The sequence below is a fragment of the Psychrobacter sp. FME5 genome (genome assembly GCF_014861375.1).
GTDB lineage: Bacteria > Pseudomonadota > Gammaproteobacteria > Pseudomonadales > Moraxellaceae > Psychrobacter.
The window spans coordinates 1-19,908 of sequence record NZ_RRYX01000029.1 but is presented as its reverse complement, the minus strand read 5'-3'; the positions used below and the strand labels follow the sequence as shown (position 1 = coordinate 19,908).

Below are 19,908 nucleotides of genomic sequence, written 5' to 3'. Positions count from 1 at the left end.
TACCTTTATTTTTATTGAATTATCTATGCTCAATATTGTTTACCTTCAATATTGTTTATGCCTAAGATAATTCACCTATGGTAAACTATTTTTTGCATGAGCATACCAAATCACATTCTTGAACAACTTAATAGCCAAGCTGACTTAATCAGTATTATTGGGCGTCATACCACGCTTAAACGTGCTGGTAGTGAGTACAAAGGCTGCTGCCCTTTCCATGGTGAAAAATCACCGTCTTTTTATGTCAATCCACAAAAAAATATCTATCACTGTTTTGGCTGTAGTGTCGGCGGTAATGCCATTAGCTTTTTGCGTGACTATGAAAACCTTACCTTTATCGAAGCGGTCAATGAGCTGTCCAAGCAAACTGGCATCGAAGTACCAAAAGAAGAACAGCAAAACGTCAGTTATCAGCGTTCCAAACAAAAACCCACTGCAAAACCAATACCAGCATTGCCAGCTGAAACGGCGACACACTCGCAAGCCCCAGTTAGTCAGCCAATAGCCGATAGTCAGTCATCAATAAATATACCGCCTGATTATACGCAACAACCAACTTATAACGACAATAGCTACGATAGCTACGACAACTATCCACCGCTAGATGCTTACGATTCAGTACCTTATCCAGCTGAGTCTTATGCTTCAGACTATCAAGGTGATGACGGCTATCCACCTGCGTGGCTGATAAGTAGCGATGATGGCTCTATTGCACTGCACGAAGAAAATAGCGTCGCTGATAAAGACGGTAATCTGTACGAGCTATTAGAGCAGATTCAGCAATTTTATCAGCATAATCTCAGCATTCACCCGCATGCTAAGCATTATTTTTTAGCGCGTGGTATCACTGAAGACATCTTTGAAACCTTTGGCTTGGGCTATGCGCCATTTGGTTGGCAGCACCTCGAGCACCAATTTCCCCAAGATATCGAAGGTCTAAAAGCGCTTGGCTTAGTGCGCCAGTCAGAATCTGGACGCGATTATGACTTACTCCGTGATCGGGTTATTTTCCCGATCCGCGACAACCAAGGACGGACCATTGGTTTTGGTGGTCGCGCGCTCGATGACGAAGTGAAGCCCAAATATATCAACTCGTCCGACTCGCCTGTGTTCCATAAGCAGCACGTACTATATGGCTATTATGAATCTCGCCAGCAGCGTGCAGATAGCTGGCTGGTGGTCGAAGGCTACATGGATGTGATAGCCCTTTATCAAGCGGGTATTTATGGTGCCATCGCCTCGATGGGTACGGCGATTAATGAGAGTCAAATATCACGGCTTTTGACCCTAAATCCTACCCTAACATTGAGTTTCGATGGCGATAGTGCGGGACAAAAAGCGGCTTGGCGCACGCTGGAAGTTGCCCTGCCTGTGCTTGCCGATGACAAAGAACTACGGTTTTTAACCCTACCTAATAATCACGATCCTGATACTTTTATTAAAAGTCAGGGCAGTGACGCCATGCGTGAGCAAATCACCAATGCAATGCCGCTGTCACAGTATATTTTCGCTTATTTAAGTGAGCGCCATGACTTAACCTTGGCAGAAGGCAAAGCCAAGCTGATGTCACAAGTGCGCGCCTTGACCACCGCATTGCCTAAAGGCAGTAGCTTTCGTTATTTACTGAATAATGATATTTATCAAAAACTGGGTGGTAAACGCAGTCAAAATAAAGAAGCAAGAGACGCCCTACTAGATTTTGATGGTGAAATGACCATCAGTCAGCAGTTGCAGCTTTGTTTTTTATTCCAACCGCGCGCCTTGATTGATGACCCTATCGAGTCGATTTGGCAACAGGCAGGTATTAACCAGCTGCAGTTACCTGCTCATATAAAGCAAAAAGCCTCTGCCGATATATTGCGTCCACTAGCGTGGGAAGACCTACAAGACGATGGATTGCTCGATATCGTCAGTACCATCAAACGCTGCCTTGATTATTTACCAAAAGATGCCAATGCAGCGGCGCACTTTATCTTATCTAACCTAACGCCTGCCACCCAAGAAACACTGAGCCGTAGCTGGGGCGGGTTTTATAAAACCTTGACCGCAAGAAGCATCTTAAGCCTCGATGAGCTGATTGAAAACTTAGTAATGCAGCTGCTCAAATTGCATTTGCAAAAAAAGATGCAGGAGCTGATTAAAAACCCTGATCACATCAAGCTGGCGATTGTCCGTAAGCAATCACAATTGTTAAATGATTGGTTGCGCGCTCAGCAAGCCGAACAATCAGCACAAATGACCACGGTTAAATCTTAATTTCTGTGCTTATTTTTTATTAATAAAACCGTAACCCTTTAAAAGTATAGCGGTTGTCCCCACTAATAATGATTATGCCCAGTAATACATGCAGCCCTAAATTAGGTAATTGGTAAAGCAATTGATTAAAAATAATTGGCAATATCTGTAATAAACACAGGCGAGCATCACTAGCTCGTGCTTGATTACTATGGTCTGTGTTAAACTGTGTCGCTGTATATTTACAGCACTGCTCAATAGATGGCGACAAGACCGCATCGTTGAGCACAATTTTAAATATATATTTTTTAGAGATTGTTTTTGAGTATCATCTTTTTTAGGCAACACTATCTTTTAGGTAGCATTATTTTTTAGGTGATCTTATTTTGCAGACTTTTATCTTTATTGATTTTTAGCCATTTTTTGGCACTGTTATTGTAGTGTTTTGAGCCTTTATTCATATCCACTCATTTTTGATATTATTGACAACCTCTACGCCACCTTTTGATCAATCGATTGATAAGGTCAACGCACCCAGCCAGCGATAGCGCGTCACAATATAAAAATGTCCGATGCAAGTAAGCGAGTATTTATGAACGATAAGTCAGTTTCTAAGTCCACATCTCAACTGGCCACCTTAATCCAAATGGGTAAAGAGCAAGGGTATCTTACCTATGCTGAGGTGAATGACCAACTGCCCGACTCTATTACCGAAAGCGATCAGATCGAAGATATTGTGCAAATGCTGACCGACGTTGGTATCAAAATCTTTGAATCTGCCCCTGACGCCGATGACATCTTGATGAACGACGATTCAAGCGATGATGACATGGCAGCAGATGAAGCAGCGGCGGTATTAGCCTCTGTTGAGACAGAGCCTGGTCGCACCACCGATCCTGTACGTATGTATATGCGTGAAATGGGTACCGTTGACCTACTGACTCGTGAAGGTGAGATTGCTATTGCCAAGCGTATCGAAGAAGGTATTCGTGACGTGCAGCATGCGATGTCTTATTGGCCGGGTACGGTACAATTCGTCCTAGATGAGTATCAAAAAGTACAGGACGGCGAGAAAAAACTTTCTGATGTCATCACTGGTTTTCTAGACCCTGAAACCGAAGCAGACAAAATCGCCGCTCAAGAAGCAAAAGAGGCGGCGAAAGAAGAAAGAGAGCGCATCAAAGAAGAAAAAGAAAATCCTCCTGTTATCAAAGAAAAAGCCAAAAAGGCGCTAGGTGACGATGATGAGGACGAAGAAGAAGTAGAGGAAGAAGCTGAAGAAGAAACCGGCGGTATCGATCCAGAAGAAGTACGCTTACGTCTAGAAGAGATTGAACACTTATTTATCAAAGCCAAACAAGCCTTGCTTGATTATGGCCGTGGTAGCGTAGAAGCAGATGCTGCTTATGCCCTACTTGCCGAACGCTTTATGATGTTGAAGTTAAACAATCGCTTGTCAGACCAAGTGATGGCTATCATGCATGACGTCTATGACGATGTGCGTAAGCAAGAGCGTCAAATCATGCGTTTGGTGATTCGCCGTGGTCGTATGCCGCGTGATGAATTCCGTAAAACTTTCCCTAGCAATGAAACCAACGTTGATTGGCTCATTGAGCGTATTAAAGGCAAGCCTGCTTTTGCAGGTACGCTAGAAAAAGTCGCTGACGATGTGATTTTACTACAACGTAAAATTCGTGATTACGAGCAGCAGCTCGATATGAAAATCCACGACATGAAAGACGTCGCCCGTCGTATGGCGGTTGGCGAAGCAAAAGCGCGCCGTGCCAAAAAAGAGATGGTCGAAGCTAACTTGCGTCTGGTAATTTCTATCGCTAAGAAATATACCAACCGTGGTCTACAGTTCTTGGACTTAATCCAAGAAGGTAATATTGGTCTGATGAAAGCGGTTGATAAATTTGAATACCGCCGTGGTTATAAATTCTCAACCTATGCCACGTGGTGGATTCGTCAGGCGATTACCCGCTCTATCGCTGACCAAGCGCGCACGATTCGTATCCCTGTGCATATGATTGAGACCATTAACAAGATAAACCGTGTCTCACGTCAATTGCTACAAGAAATGGGCCGCGAGCCAACGCCTGAGGAATTAGGCGAACGCTTAGAGATGGACGAAGTTAAAGTCCGTAAAGTGCTAAAAATTGCCAAAGAGCCTATCTCTATGGAGACGCCAATCGGTGATGATGAAGACTCGCACCTAGGCGACTTTATCGAAGATGGTACGATTTCAAGCCCTGTCGATGATGCGACCGCAGCTGGCCTGCGTGAAGCGACGCGTGATGTATTAGGCAACTTGACTGAGCGTGAAGCACGTGTCTTAAAAATGCGCTTTGGTATCGATATGCCAACCGACCATACGTTAGAAGAAGTTGGTAAGCAGTTTGATGTAACGCGTGAGCGTATTCGTCAGATTGAGGCAAAAGCATTACGTAAATTGCGTCATCCTTCACGTTCTGAGCATTTACGCTCATTCCTTGAAAATGACTAATTTAAATAGTATGTGCTAAGCACATCTTATTACGCCTAGTGGCAAACCAAAAAAGCTGAGTATATCTCAGCTTTTTTGTGCCTGTTATTTAATGCCTGTTATTTAATGGCTGCTATTTAATGGCTGCTATTTGATGGTTGTTATTTAATGGCTATTAGCTTTTACCTATTAAATATAGAGCCGCTATAGCATGAGATAAGCAATTAATTCATAAAAATATTGCCTTTATTTAAAATATCGAGTATAACTACCTACCGTTCGGTAGTTAAAAAATTAAATAGATAAATAGGTAATAGTGCACTCTTATGAATAAACAAACCCATGTAAAACACATCAGTATCAAAACCGTCATCTCTCTTGCCATCATTGTGGCGCTTGGCCCTGCAGCGATTGATATGTATTTGGCCTCAATGCCGAATATGGCAACAGACCTCAATACCTCCTACGCCACCACGCAAATCACGTTGACCGTCTTTCTTATCTTTATGGGTTTAGGACAGCTGGTATTTGGTCCCGTATCTGACGCCATAGGACGAATAGCACCATTATTTGCAGGCTTACTGGCATATATTGGCGCTTCCGTGTGGGCGATGTGGTCACAAAGTATTGAAAGCCTAATCTTTGCTCGTATCTTGCAAGGTCTTGGCGCCTCTATGGCTATCGTGGTGGTGATGAGCATGGTACGCGACTTAGTCGATGGACCAAAAGCGGCACAAATTTATGCTTTATTAAATACCATTGTGGCATTAGGTCCAATCGTCGCGCCAGCAATCGGCGGTATCGTCGGTGCGCATTATGGTTGGCGCGGCGTCATGTTTATTTTGGCGGCGTTAGGTATCATCGTGCTGATTAATACGCTGTTGAATATCAAAGAAACCTTGCCAAAAGACAAGCGCATTCAATTAAATATAAAAAATATTACAGGCATTTATGTCGGCATATTAAAGAACAAAACCTTTGTCTTTAATCTATTTGCGCTATCTGCGGTGTATTTCTTTTTGTTTGCCTACATCGGTGGTTCTGCTTATGTCTATCAAACAGACTATGGTCTTAGCCTAGAGCAATTTGGTTTTGTCTTTGGCTTGACCAGTATCAGTCTAATTTTAGGTGCATCTTCCACCGCTTATTTGGTCAAAAAAATATCGGCGTCACATTTGGCCTTAATCGGTGCCGGTGTCATGATGCTGGGTAGTGCCGTTTGCATCATCGCTTATCTGCTATCGATGGGTTTGGTCGGTATTGTCACTGGCATTGCCTTGGGATTATTTGGTCTTGGTGTATTAGAAGCGACGTTGATGGCGATTGCAATGGACTCGCAGCGCAGCGCTTTGGGTTCAAGCGCAGCTTTATTGGGCGCCATTCCTATGTTACTCTCATCCACTGCCACACCCATCGCAGGACAATTGGTCGAAATGAACACCTTATATTGGTTAATCTTGCTAGGTGCGATGGGACCAATTATTTTGATACTGGTCTATCTCGGTTCTAGAAGTTTAAAACCTTATAACACTCTCTCCACACCATCATTAGAGGAGGCCTATGCAAAGTCATAAACCACGCTCAAGCGCTAAGCAACGTATTATTGATGCTGCGTTTGAGCCTTTCTTTATGCACGGCTATGAGGGCGCATCACTCAGTGATATTGCTAAGGCTGTGGGCATCCGCAAAGCCTCTCTCTATACGCACTTTGCCAGTAAAGAAGCGATATTTTTAGAATTACTGCAAGATGCGCTCGAGTCGGAATGTGCGTTTATTAAGTCATGCTTTGCGACGACTAGTGAATTTTCTACTCCCGGTGAAGCGTATTGCCATGCTTTTGAAGCGCGTTATGAAAGCGCGATTACCTTACGGTTTTTAATTCGCATGGCCTATGCCGCACCTGTGCATTTGACCGATACCAGCGCGGCGACTTTTAATGTCTATATAAAGGTGTTGACTGAGCAAATACAGCTGGCTCTACAGCCTTATCAGCTCGACTCTGAGCAGCTAGAGCTGTATACCGATGCCTATCTAGGCGTAATCGATAGCTTAAGTGTAGAGCTGCTATATGCGGAAGGCTTATATGAGCGCCGTTTTAAAGCCATGCTGATGCTTTATCACACTGCTATTGAACAGCTCGATAAAAAATAGATTTTTAAATCTAAGCTGCTTTTTTTATCGTTATTTGGACATCACTTGCTAATGATGGCTGAGTTCACCTATCATAGGGCTGATCTGCTTAAACACGAACCACTTAAACAGCAGCTCAAAGCTCTATTAGAATTACTTTAAAGTCGATACAATTTTAAAATCGATACCATGCGACTGGGATGAATTTTTCGTAGCCTCTGTGATAACAGCAAGCAAGGAAAATTTATACCAGTCGCACATAGCTATAACGTATCGCTTTTATTTTGAACTGACTATATTTAAATTTTATATTTATTATTAAAAAACAAACCTTGTCGGGGTGCTTTGATTTTGACGCTTTAACTACAATCAAAATCATGGCTGAGAGTTACCCGCGAACCTGATGCAGTTAGCACTGACGTAGGAAACAAGCGTGTCGATATATAAGTCACATTTACTTCATATTTTGCCAATCTATTAAACCTAGACGGGCAAATTTTTTGTGCCTTATCAATTCTCGTTTCCTGCCATTTGCTTGCTTGCATTTTATAACAGTAAGTGAAAACTATGGATTACCAAACGCTACGTCACAATTGCCCCACATGGGATGATTACATTCAGCACGACTTTGTCAAACAGCTGACCGCTGGCACACTCGCCCCTGACAGCTTTCGCCACTACCTTGTGCAAGACTATTTATACTTAATTCACTATACCCGCGTGATGGCGCTGAGCGTGTATAAGAGTGACACACTGGCACAAATGCGCGTCGGTCAAGCAGGTATCAATGCCATGCTCGATATGGAAATCGCCATGTACTTGGACTTCTGTCGTCAGTGGAATATACCACTTGAACAAGTAGAAAACGCCCCTGAATCTGCCGTCACCATCGCCTATAGTCGCTATATATTAGACGCGGCTATGTCAGGCTCGCTGGCCGAACTGTATGCCGCTATTGCGCCTTGCTTAATGGGCTATGGAGAAATTGGCAGATGTATCAAAGATGAGGGTTTTATCGATAACAACCCTTATCAACCATGGATTGACGTGTTTTCTAGCGATGAGTTCCAAGTAATTACCGCGCAGAACGAAGCACAGATTAATACGCTATTAGCCGATGCCAGCCCTGCTCAAGCAGACAAGTTCCAACGGTTATTTAACACCGCCGCACGTATGGAAGTTAATTTTTGGCAGCAGGCGTTAGATTTGTCTTAACTTATACTCAATCTAGCTTGATTCTAAAAAAGCCCTCTAAAATCAAAAACAATGACCAATAATAATGATCAACAAGGAGAAACATCATGGCAGCATTCGATGAACACGCAAGCGCGTACGACAGCTGGTTTTTTGACAACCAAAACTTACTGACCAGTGAGCTCAAACTGGTCGCTCACTTCTTAGATAAAGATAGCGAAATATTGTCTATCGGCTGTGGTAGTGGTCTTTTCGAATCCCTGTTAGCCAAAGATTACGGCATTCATATCACGCATGGTATCGAGCCATCGAAAGACATGGCTGAAGTCGCTGAGAAACGCGGCTTGCAAGTAGATATCAGCTCTGCCGAAACCTGCGAGATTGCGCCTAATAAATTTGATATTATTATGTTTAATGGCAGCGTCAGCTATATCAGGGATTTGGATGTCTGTATCAAAAAGGCCTTTGATGCTCTAAAGACTGGCGGCAAACTTATCCTGATTGATGTGCCAAAAGAAAGCGGCTTTGCCAGCTTATACAATTTAGCGAGCGCGGTAGATACGTGGGAACATCCATTACTCGAACACATCTCCCCTGCTGACCCTTATCCTATTGAGCTGGTGAAGTCAGCAAACTGGCGTACCTCTGATGAGAAAATCGAATTAATGCAAGCCAATGGTTTTGTCGATTTCGAATATGCGCAGACTTTATTGACCCATCCTATGTATGCCAATGACAAGGTACAAGAGGTCATCGAAGGCTACGATCGCGGCGATTATGTGGCGGTATGTGGTTATAAAAACCCCAGTTCGGGATAAGGGCTCAAAGAAAAGATAAAAAAAGAAGCCCGAAGTTGCTAAAGTAAGTTTACCAAGACCACTTAAGCAAAAAGGACTTCTTACATGGACAACCTAACCGAACTATACTGCCATATTGACGACTTTTATCAGCAATTCAAACCTGAGTTTGACTCTCATTTAATCGCAACGGGCCGTCAACGGCTAAGAGCATGCCAGATAAGTGTAGCAGAGATTATGACCATCTTGGTACTGTTTCATCAACTGCGGTATCGACAGTTTAAGGCGTTTTACTACCATCACATGCTTGGCATGATGAAACGGGAGTTTCCAAATCTGCCGAGCTACTCGCGATTTATAGAGCTAGTGCCGCGCAGTATCATGCCACTGTGCAGCTACTTGCAAAGCATAATGGGTGACTGTACGGGTATCAGCTATATTGATTCAACCAAGATAGCAGTTTGTCATAACAAGCGTATCTACCGTCATAAAGTCTTTGAAGGACTTGCAACCCGAGGCAAAAGCAGCATGGGCTGGTTCTATGGCTTTAAGCTGCACGCCATTATCAATCATAAGGGCGAGCTTGTATCTGTTAAAGTCACTGCGGGTAATACGGATGATAGAGCGCCAGTTAAGGATATGGCAACGTCTTTATTTGGAAAACTATTCGGTGATAGAGGCTACATCAGTAAAGCACTAAACGCGTGGCTCACAAAACACAGTGATACTAGGCTGATAACGAAACTTCGGCGTAATATGAAACCCCAATTACTTGAGCCTATGGATGAGGCACTACTCAATCATCGCTCTTTGGTTGAAACGGTGTTTGGAGAGCTTAAAAACTTGTGCCAAATCGAACACTCACGCCATCGTAGTGTCACGGGGTTTATCACAAACTTGCTGTCGGGTTTGATTGCTTATTGCTGGTTTCCGTATAAACCCACCATCAAAAACATGCCTCAGCAGGGACAGGTAGCGACATTGTAAATAGTATCAATGAGTTACAATGTGGCTTATCCCGAACTGGGGTTATAAAAAATAACGATTTTAATATGAGTTATCGTTGGCTGACCCTTGAATAATATGATGAGTGGCCTTATAAATGGTGCATAAAGCGCTTATCGGCATAACCCATAAGCTCATATTTTCACAAAGATAAGGACAACATCATGACTGATGATCCAAAAGACACCACTAACCCAAATCAAACGCCTAAAAGAGAAGTCAAAGTCACTGAGCTGGTCGCCAATGACGGTATCTTAAAAGGTAAAAAAACCGACGTACAAAATCCTGAGCTGTGGCAGTTCCCAATGAACTACCCACTTAGCATCATCGGTCATGAAGGCGAGCACGATAGCTTACTCAATGAAGTGAAGCTTATCCTTGGTAGCCAGTTTCCAGAGTTTGATTTGGCGTCTATGGAAGTTAAACCGTCAAAAACAGGACGCTTCCATTCGGTGCGTGCCAATTTATACTTGACCACCGTTGAGCAAGTGAACACGCTTTATGCATCACTTGATAATGCAAAAACGGTACGCATGGTCGTCTAATCATAGTTTTATCAATTTAAGAAAAACCAGTCCGTTTTTCGTCCGAATCGTCACTCATATGGGTGGCGATTTTCTATTGGCTGGGGTACAATCACCACCCGAAATATGCGCGCCATTCAGCAGATTTGCGCTCGTTAATTTAGCCGACAATAAAAAGTAAATTCGCGCCATTTTTTACAAAACTTTTATTATTTTTCTTATTGGCGTCTAACCCTTATCCCATCGTCCTTTGCTAAAATTTGGACACGCTTTACCCTCTCATCAACATAGTTTGCCGCTAAAATCAATATAGCATTTTCAAAATTTTCCCGCTATATTGTGTCCACCTACTAACAAATACGCTATATGTAGTGCTCAGTGATTTAAACCCTCACTATGAGCAATGGCATCGTTTTGCCTAAAAAAACACTCTGCCGTGACAGGATGTTATAGCGTAATAAAGATAGCGTGATAAAGAATGCCCGCCGGTATTAACCGCGCCGCATTACTATAAGTAACACTATAAGCATCATTATAAATTAATTGCCCAGCAATCAACTTACGAGGTCAGCATGACACATATCGATAAAATCCAAGTAACCAAACGTGATGGACGTTTAGAGCCTATTGATTTAGATAAGATTCACAAGGTTATCGAGTGGGCTGCTCATGATTTAGATAATGTGTCGGTATCACAAGTTGAGCTAAAGTCGCACATTCAGTTTTATGAAGGCATCAAAACTCGCGATATTCACGAGACCATCATCAAGTCTGCCGCTGATCTTATCTCTGAAACCACGCCTGACTATCAGTATTTAGCCGCGCGTTTGGCCATCTTCCATTTGCGTAAGATTGCTTATAATAAATTCACCCCTCCTCACTTGTATGACCATGTTAAAAAGCTAACTGATGCCGGTAAATACGATCAGCATATCCTAGCTGACTATAGCCGTGCGGAATTTGATGAATTAGAAGAATATCTTGACCACTGGCGCGATATGAATCTTGCTTATGCTGCTGTTGAGCAAATGGCGGGTAAATACCTTGTGCAAGACCGCGTCAGCAAAACGGTTTATGAAAGCCCGCAGTTCTTATATATGCTGGTTGGTATGTGTCTGTTTGCTAACTATGACAAATCTGAGCGTATGAGCTACGTTAAACGCTTCTATGATGCGACCTCACAATTTAAAATCTCGCTACCAACGCCTATCATGTCTGGTGTGCGCACCCCATCGCGCCAGTTTAGCTCGTGCGTCTTAATCGAATGTGGTGATAGCTTAGACTCAATCAACGCCACCACCAGCGCCATCGTACGCTATGTGTCACAACGTGCCGGTATCGGCATCAATGCCGGTCGTATTCGTGCCCTTGGTAGCCCGATTCGTGGCGGTGAAGCCCAGCATACTGGTTGTATTCCATTCTATAAACTGTTCCAAACAGCGGTTAAATGCTGCTCACAAGGCGGCGTACGTGGCGGTGCAGCGACGTTATTTTACCCATTATGGCATTTAGAAGTTGAGTCGTTATTGGTACTCAAAAACAACCGCGGCGTCGAAGACAACCGCGTGCGTCATATGGATTATGGCGTACAGTTAAATAAAACCATGTATACCCGCCTCATCAAGGGTCAAGATATCTCCATATTCTCTCCAGGTGATACCCCTGGTTTGTATGACGCGTTCTTTGAAGATCAAGACAAGTTCGAAGAGCTATACACCAAATACGAAAATGACCCGAGCATTCGCAGCCGTCAAATCCCAGCAGCAGATTTGTTTAGTCTGATGATGCAAGAGCGCGCCAGCACTGGTCGTATCTATATCCAAAACGTCGATCATTGCAACACCCATAGCCCATTTGATGCGACCGTTGCGCCGATTCGTCAGTCAAACCTATGTATGGAAATCGCGCTACCAACCAAGCCACTTGATAACATCAATGATGAAGAAGGCGAAATCGCCCTTTGTACGCTATCAGCGGTGAACTTGGGTAAAGTTGAAAACGTCAGCGATATCGAAGAGCCAGCCGAGCTAATCGTCCGCGCCCTTGATGCCCTACTCGACTATCAAGACTATCCAGTCAAAGCGGCCGAAAATGGCAGCATGCGTCGCCGTACCTTAGGCGTTGGTGTGATTAACTACGCCTATTACCTAGCGAAAAATGGCGCACGCTATTCTGATGACTCAGCGCTTGGTCTAACCCATCAAACCTTCGAAGCGCTACAGTATTACCTCTTAAAAGCCTCAAATAAATTGGCCAAAGAGCAAGGCGCGTGTCCTGCCTTTAATGAGACGACGTACTCGCAAGGTATTTTACCGATTGATACCTACAAAAAAGACTTGGATAAAATCTGCCAAGAGCCGCTACATCTCGATTGGGAAACGCTACGTGGCGAGATTACCGAACACGGTCTGCGCAACTCTACCCTAACCGCTTTGATGCCGTCTGAGACGTCTAGTCAGATTGCCAATGCGACTAATGGTATCGAGCCACCACGCGGTCTGGTGTCTATCAAAGCGTCAAAAGATGGCATCCTAAAGCAAGTCGTGCCTGAGATTGATAAGCTAAAAGATCAGTACGAGCTACTATGGCAAATGCCGAACAATGACGGTTACCTAAAGCTGGTCGCTATCATGCAGAAGTTCGTCGATCAAAGTATCTCTGCCAATACCAACTATGACCCAACACGCTTTGATGGTCAGCGTGTACCGATGAAAACGTTGCTAAAAGACTTGTTGACCGCTTATAAACTTGGCGTGAAGACTTTGTATTATCACAATACCCGTGATGGTGCGAATGATGCCCAAGCGGATATGGAAGATGATTGTGCTGGCGGTGCTTGTAAGATTTGAGAACCGTTAAAAAATTGCATTGCCAGAAAATTATAAATTTTCTCTTGCGTCGGGACGAAGCAGTGCTTCGCTTTGTCCCTCCTCAAGGTTCGCAAGAGAAATTCTTTAAATAGAATTTCTGACGGATGGCGGGTTTGGCTTTTGGGTTAAGCCCGCTGTTTGCTACTATATCAGCTAATATGAAAAGGATTTTTTATGCTAGTTTCAGAATATACAGGCACAATGAAGATTGCTGATGTTGAGTTAGAGTGTGCTGTTCTTAATGATGGTAGACGAATAATTAAACATTCAGATGTATTTAAAGCATTAGGTAGAGAAAGTAGAGGTAATGCACGATTACCAGATACACCTTCTTTTATGGATGCTAAAAACCTACAACCATATGTGTCTAGTGAACTTAATAATGTAAAAGAAAAAATATCCTATCAGGCCGAAAATGGCAAAAGCTTTCAAGGTTTTGATGCAATAATTATTCCATTGGTCTGTGAACTTTATATACTAGCAGACGAAGCTGGAACAGTGATTCATAAAAACCAGAAAGAAACAGTTATACAAGCGTCGATAATTATTAGATCATTAGCCAAAGTTGGCATTATTGCCTTGGTGGATGAAGCTACTGGTTATCAAAATATTCGTAAAGCAGAAGCTTTGCAGGCAATTCTTAACGAATATATAAGTAAAGATCTTATTGCATGGACTAAGACATTTCCAGATGAATATTATGAGCAAATCTTTAGGCTAAAGAATTGGAAATGGAGCACGTTCAATAGACCAGGTGTTGTTGGTAAATACACTAATGATATTGTATATGGTCGTATGGCAGCAGGATTAGTCGATGAGCTTAAAAAGCTAAATTCAAGAGATGAGAAAGGTACTACAAAACATAGAGATCATCAGCATTTATCAGAAAATCAAGGCAGAAAGGCACTTGAAATGCATTTACATAGCATCATTGGTTTAATGCGAGTAGCTGATACTTGGGAGGAACTTATGTATTCGATCAATAAAGCCTATCCTAAAAAAGGCTCTATTGACGACTTATTTCCTGAAACTTTAAATCCAAGAAATATCAACTAGAAAGTACAGGTTTGATAGAGTTTACGATACCCAACATTTTAATTAAATAATTCGTTGGGTTTCATTCCTCGACACCAACCTACTCACAGTTTTTTAAATAAATAGGGTAACAATTAAGACCTAATTTTCGTGCTAATATTAGCCCTATATTTAGAGCGTAATATTAGCGGAGAATGAATCATGCAACCGATATTTGCAACACAAACAGCCAGTATCTCAGAGTTAAAGACTAACCCTTCGGCACTGATTAAACAGTCAGACGGTGAGTCTATTGCTATTTTAAACCACAATAAACCTGTGGCTTACTTAGTTTCAACCGATATGTATGAGCGCATGATGGAAGCAATGGACGATATGGCATTAAGCCAAACCGTTAGCGCTCGAATGAATGACGGGCAAGTTCCTATAAAGGTAACTTTGGATGACTTATAATCTTGAGTTTCATCCTTTAGCATTAAAAGAATGGAAAAAGTTAGCGCCCAGTATTCAGCAGCAGTTTAAGAAAAAATTACAGCAGCGCTTATTAAACCCGCGTGTTCCTGCTTCAAAACTCTCAGGACATAAAGATGCCTATAAAATCAAACTACGCACCATAGGCTATCGACTGGTTTATACCGTCAAAGATGATGTGGTCGTGGTTTATGTGCTAGCAGTAGGCAAAAGAGAAAACAATAAAATATATGACAGTCTGGCAACACGCCAACCCTAATTGAAACAAAGAATAAAAATGACGGAGGTCATAGAGTGCAATATACCGCAATCATCAAAGACGGTGGTTTGTTTATCCCTAACGTATTTTCAGACCTAAACGATGGTGGCTCGCATATCGTACAAATAGAAGTGGACATCGAAGAGGTTCGTCAGCAATTAAGTGCAAGCGCAGCATCAAAGCTAGAAACACCAAAAAATGACGTTGCCAAAGCACCGAAAAAACCAGCAAAGAAGCAGCCGAAAAAAGAAGTAAAAACAGCACCAGAAGATGTTGATTTAAGTACGCTGCGTAAGAGCGCTATCGATGAGCTGGAAGGATTGGATGATAGTGAGCTCAGCGAAATATTCAAAGCCTATATGAATGATGGGCAAGAACCGACACAGATATCTTTAGAGAACCTGTAATATAGAGCTGGCAACCAAGAGCCTATAACGTAATTTTGACCATATATCTAAAACATTATTTTCAATCATTTAGATTTATAACTGTAACACTTATAAAGGTAGCACTATGACTTACTCGATTTTTTCCCAAACGCCAAACGACGCGCTAAAAGAGCCGATGTTTTTCGGTAATCCAGTCAACGTCGCTCGTTACGACCAGCAAAAGCACCCTATCTTTGAACAATTGATTGAAAAGCAGCTGTCATTCTTTTGGCGTCCAGAAGAGGTCGATGTATCAAAAGACCGCATCGATTACGGCAACCTATCGTCACATGAACAACATATTTTTATCAGTAATTTAAAATATCAGACCCTGCTCGACTCTATCCAAGGTCGTAGTCCAAACGTGGTGCTATTACCACTGGTGTCTATTCCTGAGCTTGAGACGTGGATTGAGACGTGGACGTTTTCTGAGACCATTCACTCGCGCAGCTACACCCATATCATTCGTAATATCGTCAATGACCCAGGTATCGTGTTTGATGACATCATGCAAAACGAGCACATTTTAGAGCGCGCCTCTGATATCGCCAAGTACTATGATGACTTGTACTTTGATTCACAGCTTTACAATATGCACGGTGCTGGCACGCATACCATCAATGGCAAAGAAGTGACCGTTAGTTTAAAATCACTGAAAAAACGGCTGTATTTGTGCTTGATGGCAGTTAACGTCTTAGAAGCCATTCGTTTTTATGTATCATTCGCCTGCTCGTTTGCCTTTGCTGAGCGCAAACTGATGGAAGGTAATGCCAAAATCATTAAGCTGATTGCTCGTGACGAGGCGCTACATCTGACTGGCACCCAGCATATGCTCAACCTGATGCGTAATGGCCGTGACGATCCTGAGATGGTCGAGATTGCCAATGAGTGTTTCGATGAAAGTATCGAGATATTCCGTAAGGCGGCTGAACAAGAAAAAGAATGGGCGGGCTATTTATTCAAAGACGGTTCGATGATTGGTCTCAATAAAGACATTCTTTGCCAATATATCGAATTTATCACCAACTTGCGTATGGAAGCCGTTGGCTTGCCTGTGGCATTCCCGAACTCTAAATCAAACCCCATTCCATGGATCAACACATGGTTGTCATCTGATAATGTGCAAGTTGCGCCGCAAGAGACGGAAATCAGCTCGTACTTGGTTGGTCAAATTGATTCAGATTTATCAGACAGTGATTTTGATGACTTTGAGTTATAGAGCTTTAGAAAACAGTTTTTTTAAAACTGAGCTTTTAATATAGTCGAACTACCATAGAATGAATGCAGTGCTACTGGGATAAGTTTTACGCCGCCTCTGTCTGCGCAGATACAGGCACAGCAAGCAAGTAAAACTTGTTCCAGTAGCGCGTGATAATACTTGAGCTTATTTTATTTAGGGTTGACCTTACTTTAAAAGGATAGGATAAAGCCATGACTTGGGTAATGACGAGTAAGCAGCAATTTTACTTGCATGACGACGAAAGTCTGCTTGATGGACTACTACGTACCGGACATGATATCAACTATCAATGTAAGGAAGGCTACTGTGGCAGTTGCCGAATCAAGCGCGTTGCCAGCTCGCATGTCATTGATTATCCGTTTGCGCCGCTTGCCATGATTGAGGAAGATGAAATCCTGCCCTGCTGCTGTCGAGTACAAGGCGTGATTTATATTAACCACGATTCTTTCGACCAGTAAAATTTAAAAATAATGATAAAAAAAGCGCGCTATCTATAAGATAGCGCGCTTTTTTATTGTCGATATAGCCGACCCACTATAAAACAAACACCGTGTTACTGGGACAATTTTGCGCCGCCTCTGTCTGCGCAGACACAGCAAGCAAGGAAAGTTTATCTCAGTAGCGCGTTATAGTATCTGTACTCATTTTATTTAGGTCTGATTTTAGTATCTACAGACTGCCTATATTAGACCCATTCTACCGAGGTGCGCCATCTCTCTCAAACAGCTGCAACAGCTCTTCGCGCATACGGTCACGCTCTTCTTTGGACATCATTGGTACTTCTTGCCCTTCACCTTGTAAACTAGGATGCCCGCGACCGCCAAGCGTTTCATCATGGATAACTACTGGGCGCTCGATGGGCTGTTGCTCTGGACGTTCTTCTAACAATATAGTCACCTGCTGATTGCTACCATTACGTAACACTTGCGCCTCAAGCTCGGTATTAGGCGGCTTACGCGCAACGTATTGGATCAAGGTGTTGGCGTCAGTCATCTCAACGCCGTCAATAGTCAAGATAATATCGCCGACTTTAAGACCACTTTTGGCAGCAGGACTATTTTTGATGGCCTTGAGTACTTCTACACCCGTTGAGGTTTCAAGCTGCGTTGGATCACGAAGTTGTGATTGTATTTCGATACCCAACCACCCCCGACTCACCTTACCGTCTTTAATCAGCGCATTCATTACTTGCTCAACGATAGCCGTGGGAATAGCAAAGCCAATACCCATAGAGCCACCAGAACGTGAGAAAATCACCGTATTGATACCGACCAGCTCACCACGAGCATCGACCAACGCGCCACCCGAGTTACCAGGATTAATAGCCGCATCGGTTTGGATAAAGTCCTCAAACTTATTGACGCCAAGTCCGGTACGTCCAGTCGCAGAAATAATACCTTGGGTCACTGTTTGACCGACACCAAATGGGTTACCAATCGCCAAGGCCAAGTCGCCTACTCGGATGGGGTTTTCACGAAATCCTAACGGCGTTAATCCTTGCATATCGACCTTAATAACAGCCAAATCACTGTCTGGATCGGTACCGATAATTTTAGCGCGGCTTTTGCGGCCATCATTAAAGGCTACGGTAATCTCATCTGCCTTTTCGATCACATGGGCATTGGTTACGATATAGCCATCTTCAGATACAATCACACCAGAGCCTAAATTGGTATTGCCTTGCTCTTGTGATGGTCCACTATGAAACTCAAAGAACCGACGCAACACAGGATCATCCATATAGGGATGCTCTGCCATCGTTTGCGTGGTATAAATATTGACCACTGATTGCGACGCACGGGCAACTGCATTGTGATAAGAAGAGATAGGTGCTGGCGTGTCTGCGACTGGCTCCGACGCTTGTTGCTCAGCTGGCGTGGTTCTTGGCGGCTCCCATGTGGCCTCTGATGTCGTTTTCATACTTGTAAACAACCAGATAAACGCGGCAATCACTATCAGCAATAAAACCCAAGGTAACCATTTTAAGGAAGACGCCTTGTTACTGGTGTTCCGAGATGACGACATATAAAAACCTCTATAAATTTTTGTAAAAACAGACAATGATGAATAATATCAAACCGTGCCTACCAATCTTGGACAGTTAACCATTATGAGCACTTAAATAAGATGGTTTGAACACTGTTAATCATACAGGTTCGGGTATGCAGATTATAACTGGCTACACAGCCGAATAGTAACGCATCGTGTACCGTTTCAGTTATTCGCTTTGTCTACTCTTTTGCAGTGTCATGCTAAAATGACCTCTATGCAAATGTTTTATTATTTATAAGTACTTTAACCATTAAAACAACGAAACATTCAAACAATTATAAGGGAATACCATGACCGCAAACAATACCCTAACCGAGACAACGGTTAGCGCACAAAATTTAGCCGCATTTTGCGATGATTATTTATCAGCCGATGCCTTTAAAGACTATGCACCAAATGGCTTACAAGTAGATGGTGGACGCCCTATCCAGCGTATCGTCACTGGTGTGACCGCTAGCGACGCCTTAATTGATGCCGCTATTGCTGACAATGCTGACGCGATTATGGTGCATCATGGTTATTTTTGGAAAGGTGAACCTGCGCCTCTCACTGGCATGAAAGGTCAGCGTATCCGTAAACTCATGCAACATGGCATCTCTATGATCGGCTACCACTTACCGCTTGATGCGCATCCTGTTATTGGCAACAATGCTAAGCTGGCTGAGACTCTGAATATGACCATCACTGGAGCGCTTTATCCTGACGAGTCACGTCCCGTTGGCAATATCGCTACCTGCAAACCACAGAGTACTCAAAGTCTTATCGCCCATATTACCGACGCTCTAGGACGCATACCGTTGCATATTTCTGCTCATTATAATGCATCGGTTCATACTGAATCTGAGCCGGAGAATAATAGACTTATTCAACGGGTCGGTATCTGTACGGGCGGCGCACAAGATATGATCGAACAGGCCGCACTCATGGGCTGTGACGCGTTTATCTCTGGTGAAATATCAGAGCGGACTACCCATATTGCCCGTGAACTGGGTATTGATTACTTTGCCTGTGGTCATCACGCGACCGAACGTGGTGGTATTCAAGCACTGGGTGAATTGATTGCTGCAGAGTTTGGGCTTCCTGTTACCTTTATTGATATAAACAATCCTGTATAAAACAATCAATATATAGGGCGTGTTGAACATTGGCGACAAATTGATGGCAAAAAAAATAGCGAACGGTT

The 19,908-nt window shown here is 43.1% G+C and carries 17 protein-coding genes and 1 riboswitch; of the genes, 16 read left to right on the top strand and 1 reads right to left on the bottom strand.

The window, feature by feature from the left end; genetic code table 11:
• The first annotated feature begins 96 nt into the window (after positions 1-96).
• From EI161_RS06110 to yfaE, 15 genes are all read left to right on the top strand, one after another.
• Entirely contained in the window at positions 97-2,256 is a 2,160-nt protein-coding gene (locus EI161_RS06110) for a DNA primase (protein WP_192524323.1), read from the top strand.
• Between the two features lie 571 nt (positions 2,257-2,827).
• Entirely contained in the window at positions 2,828-4,741 is a 1,914-nt protein-coding gene (rpoD, locus tag EI161_RS06105) for an RNA polymerase sigma factor RpoD (RefSeq protein WP_192524322.1), read from the top strand.
• 305 nt (positions 4,742-5,046) lie between these two features.
• Positions 5,047-6,294, top strand: a complete 1,248-nt coding sequence (locus tag EI161_RS06100; RefSeq protein ID WP_192524321.1) for a multidrug effflux MFS transporter — start codon at positions 5,047-5,049, stop codon at positions 6,292-6,294.
• The gene (locus EI161_RS14950; RefSeq protein ID WP_192524320.1) at positions 6,281-6,871 is read left to right on the top strand and encodes a TetR/AcrR family transcriptional regulator; all 591 of its coding nucleotides are present in this window, start codon (positions 6,281-6,283) and stop codon (positions 6,869-6,871) included. The genes EI161_RS06100 and EI161_RS14950 overlap by 14 nt, the downstream gene beginning before the upstream one ends.
• A gap of 305 nt (positions 6,872-7,176) precedes the next feature.
• Positions 7,177-7,294, top strand: a riboswitch (TPP riboswitch).
• Positions 7,295-7,417: 123 nt separating this feature from the next.
• Positions 7,418-8,065 (top strand): thiaminase II, encoded by a 648-nt coding sequence (gene tenA / locus EI161_RS06090; RefSeq protein ID WP_192524589.1) that lies wholly within the window; start codon positions 7,418-7,420, stop codon positions 8,063-8,065.
• An 86-nt stretch (positions 8,066-8,151) separates the two neighbouring features.
• A complete protein-coding gene (locus tag EI161_RS06085) occupies positions 8,152-8,862 on the top strand; it encodes a class I SAM-dependent DNA methyltransferase (protein ID WP_192524588.1) in 711 nt (236 codons plus the stop codon).
• Positions 8,863-8,946: 84 nt separating this feature from the next.
• Positions 8,947-9,828 carry an IS982 family transposase gene (locus EI161_RS06080; RefSeq protein WP_192524587.1) on the top strand — a complete coding sequence of 294 codons (882 nt, stop codon included), beginning with the start codon at positions 8,947-8,949 and terminating at the stop codon, positions 9,826-9,828.
• Between the two features lie 182 nt (positions 9,829-10,010).
• Positions 10,011-10,391 (top strand): YbeD family protein, encoded by a 381-nt coding sequence (locus tag EI161_RS06075; RefSeq protein ID WP_192524586.1) that lies wholly within the window; start codon positions 10,011-10,013, stop codon positions 10,389-10,391.
• A gap of 551 nt (positions 10,392-10,942) precedes the next feature.
• Positions 10,943-13,219 carry a class 1a ribonucleoside-diphosphate reductase subunit alpha gene (gene nrdA, locus EI161_RS06070; RefSeq protein ID WP_192524585.1) on the top strand — a complete coding sequence of 759 codons (2,277 nt, stop codon included), beginning with the start codon at positions 10,943-10,945 and terminating at the stop codon, positions 13,217-13,219.
• A 195-nt stretch (positions 13,220-13,414) separates the two neighbouring features.
• A complete protein-coding gene (locus tag EI161_RS06065; RefSeq protein ID WP_192524584.1) occupies positions 13,415-14,296 on the top strand; it encodes a P63C domain-containing protein in 882 nt (293 codons plus the stop codon).
• Between the two features lie 180 nt (positions 14,297-14,476).
• On the top strand, positions 14,477-14,728 hold the full coding sequence (locus tag EI161_RS06060) for a type II toxin-antitoxin system Phd/YefM family antitoxin (RefSeq protein ID WP_192529228.1): 252 nt from the start codon (positions 14,477-14,479) through the stop codon (positions 14,726-14,728).
• Complete coding sequence (locus EI161_RS06055) at positions 14,718-15,005, top strand: type II toxin-antitoxin system RelE family toxin (RefSeq protein WP_192529227.1); 288 nt, start codon at positions 14,718-14,720, stop codon at positions 15,003-15,005. Before EI161_RS06060 ends, EI161_RS06055 begins: the two co-directional genes overlap by 11 nt.
• A 35-nt stretch (positions 15,006-15,040) precedes the next feature.
• Positions 15,041-15,412, top strand: coding sequence for a hypothetical protein (locus EI161_RS06050; protein WP_192529226.1), 372 nt, complete (start codon positions 15,041-15,043; stop codon positions 15,410-15,412).
• A 106-nt stretch (positions 15,413-15,518) separates the two neighbouring features.
• Entirely contained in the window at positions 15,519-16,652 is a 1,134-nt protein-coding gene (gene nrdB / locus EI161_RS06045; protein WP_192529225.1) for a class Ia ribonucleoside-diphosphate reductase subunit beta, read from the top strand.
• Between the two features lie 212 nt (positions 16,653-16,864).
• Positions 16,865-17,131, top strand: a complete 267-nt coding sequence (yfaE, locus tag EI161_RS06040; protein WP_192524579.1) for a class I ribonucleotide reductase maintenance protein YfaE — start codon at positions 16,865-16,867, stop codon at positions 17,129-17,131.
• A 238-nt stretch (positions 17,132-17,369) separates the two neighbouring features.
• Here the strand turns inward: yfaE and EI161_RS06035 are convergent, their stop codons facing one another.
• Positions 17,370-18,698, bottom strand: coding sequence for a S1C family serine protease (locus EI161_RS06035; protein WP_192524899.1), 1,329 nt, complete (start codon positions 18,696-18,698; stop codon positions 17,370-17,372).
• Between the two features lie 317 nt (positions 18,699-19,015).
• On the opposite strand from EI161_RS06035, the gene EI161_RS06030 reads away from it, so the two are divergent.
• Positions 19,016-19,840, top strand: coding sequence for a Nif3-like dinuclear metal center hexameric protein (locus tag EI161_RS06030; RefSeq protein ID WP_192524898.1), 825 nt, complete (start codon positions 19,016-19,018; stop codon positions 19,838-19,840).
• Positions 19,841-19,908: the final 68 nt, after the last annotated feature.